6 protein-coding genes are annotated in these 6,267 nt (G+C 55.3%); 3 read left to right on the top strand and 3 right to left on the bottom strand.

Going from position 1 to position 6,267, the window contains the following annotated elements:
• Positions 1-55: 55 nt before the first annotated feature.
• Entirely contained in the window at positions 56-370 is a 315-nt protein-coding gene (locus RQ593_RS08635) for a hypothetical protein (protein ID WP_303985987.1), read from the bottom strand.
• 134 nt (positions 371-504) lie between these two features.
• Here RQ593_RS08635 and RQ593_RS08640 point away from each other — a divergent pair, with 134 nt between their 5' ends.
• A complete protein-coding gene (locus RQ593_RS08640) occupies positions 505-888 on the top strand; it encodes a hypothetical protein (protein WP_311450383.1) in 384 nt (127 codons plus the stop codon).
• Between the two features lie 214 nt (positions 889-1,102).
• Here RQ593_RS08640 and RQ593_RS08645 read toward each other — a convergent pair whose 3' ends face one another.
• On the bottom strand, positions 1,103-1,954 hold the full coding sequence (locus RQ593_RS08645; protein WP_311450384.1) for a hypothetical protein: 852 nt from the start codon (positions 1,952-1,954) through the stop codon (positions 1,103-1,105).
• A 514-nt stretch (positions 1,955-2,468) separates the two neighbouring features.
• On the opposite strand from RQ593_RS08645, the gene RQ593_RS08650 reads away from it, so the two are divergent.
• Entirely contained in the window at positions 2,469-4,178 is a 1,710-nt protein-coding gene (locus tag RQ593_RS08650; RefSeq protein WP_311450385.1) for a hypothetical protein, read from the top strand.
• Positions 4,179-4,616: 438 nt separating this feature from the next.
• Complete coding sequence (locus tag RQ593_RS08655) at positions 4,617-5,150, top strand: hypothetical protein (protein ID WP_311450386.1); 534 nt, start codon at positions 4,617-4,619, stop codon at positions 5,148-5,150.
• Positions 5,151-5,519: 369 nt separating this feature from the next.
• On the opposite strand, the gene RQ593_RS08660 is transcribed toward RQ593_RS08655, so the two are convergent.
• Positions 5,520-6,011 (bottom strand): hypothetical protein, encoded by a 492-nt coding sequence (locus RQ593_RS08660; protein WP_311450387.1) that lies wholly within the window; start codon positions 6,009-6,011, stop codon positions 5,520-5,522.
• Positions 6,012-6,267 lie beyond the last annotated feature (256 nt).

Here is a 6,267-nt window from a genome sequence, read left to right on the forward strand (position 1 = left end):
CGAAACACTCGGGACACCCCTTCTCTCTTTTTCTTATACGTCGTGACGCTACCTGCTAGTTTACGAACTCCAACCCGCCGTTCTTTGCAATATACTCAGCAACATACGCGCGCACTTCATCCTCGGTAATGACGCCCCGCCCACCACTGAAATAATCAATGTGCAGACTCTTCTCTTCGTCAAACCACAAAGCCATCCGAATCTGCCGCGCCCTAGAATTACTGATCTTCTCACCCCTGAAACTGGCGCTACTGATATTACCCGTGTTGTAAAAGTCGAGGCTAAGGCCAATCGCCTCTCGCCAATCGCTGAAGTAGTAACGCTTCTGGTCACTATAAGGGCGCACCCACGCCTGAAGCTCAATCGCCATAACCCATTTCCTTCCCCCTTCGTACGGACTAAGTAGCAACACTGCTTGCCTACATTATCCCCGCCCCCGCACCTAGCCACCTGCACACAAATGCTATCCTCAAACCAAGCACCCTAACCCCTGAAAGAACCCCTATGACCACCTACACCGCCACCGTCGCCCGCCTCGACGAAAAAGGCAACACCCTACTAATCGCAGCCCAAGCAACCGACACCCTCGCCGGACTCATCGAATGGGGCCAGATGACCCGCGACGACATAAAAACCCCCACCCAACCGCTCACCATCGAAAAGGTCCACGACTTCCTCACCCAAGCCTTCGACCTCCCCAAGACACAAACCCTCACCATCACCCCCGCCCCCGAAGGCACCCTAAGCACCCTTGATGACCTAGAGGACTTCGCAATCCGCCAGCAAGAAGGCTACGACCCCACCGTAGAAGAACTTAAAGAAAAATGGTGGGCTGCCGAACTGTACTTCCGCCACCTGTGCGGAGACGTCGCCACCTACAGGGCATAACCGCCTACACAGCACCCACCCTGCCACCCCCCACCCACCGTGCGCTCGCTAGTTCTGCCTTTATGTGTGGTGTGGATACCATGAAGCCCCGCTCAAGCTAGAAGCTGTAGCGGGGCTTACTCGTTCTATGCGGTTGGTAATGAGCTAGTTGAGGGGCAAGGTGCTAATGATGCACTGCAGGGTCAGGGGATGTCACGGCATATTGGGAATCTGCCTAGAAGCGAACTAGGCGTCTGACAAGCATGAGTACACAGATGAGTAGCAGAGCGATAAATGCAGGTTCCCAGCCAAAGAAAGCAGTTACTGGAACAACGATAGTGAACACATGCGAGTAGGTACGTTGTAGCGAGTAGTTACGTTCTATGAGCTGAGTCAGTGCCGCCGCACCAAAAAGCAGAGCGCCAACAGCGGCTAACGGGAAGAAACCGAAGTTAGCACCTAGCCGGGGGCCTATCGAGGCTAGGATTAAGGCTCCAGCACCGGACATCACGAACAGATATGATCCTTCTGGTATAACGAATCGACCTTCCATAGTTCGCATTTCCGGGTACCCGAAGATGTACCCTAAGAGGCAGTTGAGCCCCATGAAGAGTCCAATGACACTTGATCCAGAATGTTCAACACCAAAAAGTGAGACCAGAGGGTCAGCAATAGTAAGACCGGCTGCCACGCCTGCGACTGCAACTTCGACCTGTTTAAACCGTAGCCCGGGGCGGGGGATAGGGGGTACGAAAATAGCAGGAAGAGTGAGGCAGAGGATAAGGAAGATCGGGATAGCTTGCCTCCAAACTCCTGCTGCACTGAGCATAAGCGCAACTGAAGCGCAGGCGGTAAAGATACCGACGAGAATCTTTGCCGAAACGGAAGGAGCATTACGGTTCTTCCGTGGATCCTTCAAATACCATTTTCTCCACCGGTCAGTTTCTTCTTGACTAAATACAGGCTGCCCCTGGCGACAGGTCGCTGATTCAATAAGACCGGCGCTGTACATCTGCTTAACCGTTCGCTCATCGACGCGAACAGGGCGACCTACTTCTTCAGCGGTCAGATATGCGTGACTCATCATTATCAACCTTATCCGTGAGCTCGAAGAAGAGATCAGTCTTACTCTTGTGCCGTCCTGCTGCGTGGATTTTTAAAGGGTGGGCTTCCTGCACGGGGACCTTCTCTTTATCGTATCGTGTTGTGGGCGGTTCTTATATAAAAAGAGCACATAAAAAACCACATGTTCACTGTTATATGAAAAACGTGTAGTTAATCTACCCAGTATCTCTAGCCCACCCCGCTCACCCTGCACCCCGCCCATCCCCTTTCCTTGCTCTTACCCCGCCGGTAAACCGCCGCGCTCGCTACCCCTGCCCCGTCATACCATCCACCCAAATGACCAACCACCCACCACCAATAACCCCCATCTGCTATCATGGGCACAAAGCTCAGAACCCATAACCCCCTCTTCAATCTTGAGGCAACTTAAACAACACCTACAGCCCCAACGATGAAGAGCACTAGAACACAGAAAAAGGCGGGGAGCGGGGTGATATGAACCTGAGCACCGGGGGCCACGGCCCCAACCTTTTCAGATGTCTACTTACGAATATGACCTAAACCGACCCGAAGGCAACAACAGCGAATACGCTGCACCTCCCCACACCATGGCACATGGGGAGGATTTGTCGTACCCAAATCCGCTATCCACAACCCCGCGACAGGTCGCTACCGAGCCTGCCAGCATTCAGCAATACCTCATCGCTGAACTCTGTGCTGCAGCCACCATCACCGAACAACCCCCTGCCGAACAGCCCACCGAAGCCGACTACCACCGATTCCGCCAACGCATGGCAGAAGGCGGCTACCACCTAGCCACCCTCGACAAAGTCGACCAAAACGCCGCCAAAAACACCGCACTGACCGGCACCAACACCCCCGACACCCACTCCTACACCGTCCGAATCAACCGCATCGGACCCCTCGACATCACCGCCTACTACCAAGCACCCAAAAACCATATCCCCCGCACCCTACTCACCCTGCTCAACCAAGCAGAGGACGACTACAACCATCTGCTGAAAACCGTAGCTGCAGCAGGTGCCTTTGGCGTGTACCCGCTACGCAATACCCCCAGCACTGTCCAGGCTGAAGCGCTCGCCTTCCGCGACAAATACGGCATCTTCCTCTCACCGAAGCCCTGTTACAGCCCCAGCTGCCCCAAATTCGTGTGCCAAAATTCCATCCACCACCGCTGCGTCGCAGCCGTCTCACGCCGCATGGAAATGAACACCCACAGCGCCATGATCACCATCCCCGGCATCATGGGCGCCACCCAGTTCAAGCCCATCTGGGACGCAGTACTCAAAGGCATCAAAGCCGCCAAACTGCCCAAGGGTCAAGAGTGCATCGGTGTCATCGAACCGCACTCTAACGGCATCACCACCGGCGCCATGCACCACGCCCAAAACAACAACCAGGGCTCGCTGCACTACCACCTCATCAACCCCCTTGACCTACCGGCCAACACCACCATCACCGCCGCCGAAGACATCCTAGATACGCACATCCGCGCCGCGCTCGCTAAGGCTGGTCTCAATGTTGACGTGCATGTACAAATTTCCAGCGTTGAAGACCTCAAGCAGAAAACTGACTACATTGCCTGGTATCTCTTCAAGAACCTGGATGTAAAGTCGCACTACCGCTACGCTGCCGGGCACGACTCCTCAGGGTTCAGCCTGTACAAGCGCCACATCGAGCTGAACTCGCAAGCCCCGGGTAACTCGCCCTACTACAGCTATACTCAGATGTTCTTCCGGCCCTTCGATCCTGCCAGCACGTTCTCCACTAAGAAGAAGGCCACGAATAAGAGCACCGAGAATATCGTGCCTGCACTGTCAGCTGACTTCAACCGCCGTTACATTGGCGCTATCGAAGGTAAGTTTGCATCTCCGGTTACCTGGGACACCGACACCGGCGAAGAAGTCACGATTGAGCGCACCTATAGGGGCCGTACCTGGACTGCCACCGGACACATCATTACCACTACCGCCCGACGTCATGTGCCCCAAGGACCCTACACCACTTTGGATAGCTACCCTGAGCAAACCATTGCAGAAGCTATCGAGCTGTGCCGTACCCAGCTGGAGCAGACTCTGAACGAGCAGCTAGATGCCTCCATTGAGCAGTGGGAACTAACCGACCCACCCGCCCCGGAACAGTGCCGTCGTGTACTGTGTGCTGCTGCTACCAGCCACCTGCGCTACAGTACCGTGCGGATTAGGGCGCCGCCCCCACACCGCTGAAAGCGTTACCCAATTGCGCCATTGCTTCAATATGGCGCCCACCATCATCACCGTCTGCGCACAGGACCTATATGGCAGACCCGGTATGCACTTTACCCCATGGTGCATACCGGGGCTTTGCCATGCCTACTGCCTGCCGGTCACTTCCTTCTTGAAAGATAGCAATCACCCCTCCTGTACTCACGCAAACCCCGCAAACCACCCTTCTATACGGCCCTATATGCGCCATATAAGGCCGCTACCCGACCTGAAGGAATAAATGGGCATCGGCAATACTAAACGCCCACAGCGGCGCTCACAGTACCTAAGAACCACCCTGTCTTGCTTGCCAGCGCCTGGAACCCCACCCAAAAAACCCACCACCAACACAGCTTGCTATGGAAACAGTAGAACCCCCGAAACAAAAGTAAGGGGCACGAACGAAAGGCCTCCATAGCAATGTGGACAACCATCAAAATCCTCAAACCCCTGACCATCATCTTCTGGATGGCACTACACGCAACCTCAGCACTCGCCGCTACCATCATCCTCATCACCCTCGGTAAAACCAGGATTCTCACACCCAACACAACCGCCACCCTCACCTACCTCAAAACCACAGCAGCCCTCTACTACCGGCAGCTAGCCCTCACCACCATAGAGACCGGCGCCTACCAACCAACCCCGTACTGGGAGTTCATTACCTATACCACCATCGAAACCGCCCTGCTGGTTGCTCATAACCCCACAACCTTAGCTACTATCACCATCCTTGCAGCCCTTACCGCTACCATCCGCTACGCGCTGGTGCTGTACCTTTTACGTGCAGAAACAGCCACACAACTAACCCCACGGCAAGCAGCGACATACCAGCGCATAACCCAAGCAACATGTCTCCTCATCCCGGCAAGCACCCAACCACCCAAACCTAAAAACCTCTGGTACTATCTGCGCCGACTCACACGCTTCCTGATGTACCTGACACTGAAATAACCCCGTACAGCCGCTTCACACAGCCTTTTTGCCCTCGGGGAAGTCGCCTAGCACGGTAAGCTTCCCCGAGGGCATACCCAAACCTTCTACAACCCACACACCCCAGACAGCTACGCACAAAAACCTTCACCCATCCGCAGATAATAGTTAAGCTGTGTTTGTCATCCGTCATCATGAGAAGACACCCCCCCAGCCGCACTTGATTAGTGCCTTGCCGAGGCTCTGCTATACCAGCTCATAGCCTCCACACCCACAGCCTCTACAGTATTTCAGGGCACGAGAAAGCCCCGAACCCCTAACAGAAGAAGAGGGGATCAGAGCTATCACGCTACCCTATCTCAGGAGCAAGGAAACTCAGCGGCAAGGCGCCTATCCCATCAGGACAAGCAGCTGAACCAGCACCGGCAACAACCAGTCCACAGCGCTAGGTAGATACCTCACCACAGCTACCCGACACACACGCCCAACCGCAGCTGTGTCTTGTGTCCCTGTAGCCGTAGCTGTGTCCATTTCCCACTGCACCACAGGCACCAGCACCCAGTACCTCAGCACAGCCCCGAGGACAGCTACCGCCACTAGCAGTAGCGCCAACCCAGGACGCTGCCCCAAGCTCACGCAGGCGTCGATACCTTCCTGCAGTACCCACTCCCAGTGCCGCTTAGGCATCAGGACATATGCCTCAGCCAGCTTGCGGGGCATCTGATAGGTGTAGAGTACCGCGCTCGCCATCAGGTGCTTGAGAGCTGCCTGGTGGTCTTCAGGAATCGATGCGCCGTACAGGTGCATGACAGTCGCCGCCGCCATGTAGGAGACGATGTGCATAGTGATGGTCACTAGAGTGACAGCGAAGGTCGTAATCATCGGAAATACCCGACTTTCTGTTCATGACCCCAACCGGTTGTCGAGGTCTTCACTATGTACATATCGGGATGCGAAAAAATTTTTTTGGGGCAGTATCGATACCCTCCACGTCCAGCTGCTTCTAGTCATGACCTAGATTTCTAGCCTGCTCATCATCGTCTCGGTTAGAGATGCAGACACACCCTTCATTGACAGCCCCCGCACCCACCACCCCCGCCCCCCTCCTTCCTGCACACCCCGCACCCCGCACCCCGCA

This window comes from uncultured Rothia sp. (genome assembly GCF_963507905.1).
Lineage (GTDB): Bacteria > Actinomycetota > Actinomycetes > Actinomycetales > Micrococcaceae > Rothia.

Bases quoted from the DNA above. Each gene is read 5' to 3' on its own strand.
- RQ593_RS08645 (WP_311450384.1), bottom strand. From the start codon at position 1,954: ATGATGAGTCACGCATATCTGACCGCTGAAGAAGTAGGTCGCCCTGTT.
- RQ593_RS08635 (WP_303985987.1), bottom strand. From the start codon at position 370: ATGGCGATTGAGCTTCAGGCGTGGGTGCGCCCTTATAGTGACCAGAAG.
- RQ593_RS08655 (WP_311450386.1), top strand. From the start codon at position 4,617: ATGTGGACAACCATCAAAATCCTCAAACCCCTGACCATCATCTTCTGG.
- RQ593_RS08640 (WP_311450383.1), top strand. From the start codon at position 505: ATGACCACCTACACCGCCACCGTCGCCCGCCTCGACGAAAAAGGCAAC.
- RQ593_RS08660 (WP_311450387.1), bottom strand. From the start codon at position 6,011: ATGATTACGACCTTCGCTGTCACTCTAGTGACCATCACTATGCACATC.
- RQ593_RS08650 (WP_311450385.1), top strand. From the start codon at position 2,469: ATGTCTACTTACGAATATGACCTAAACCGACCCGAAGGCAACAACAGC.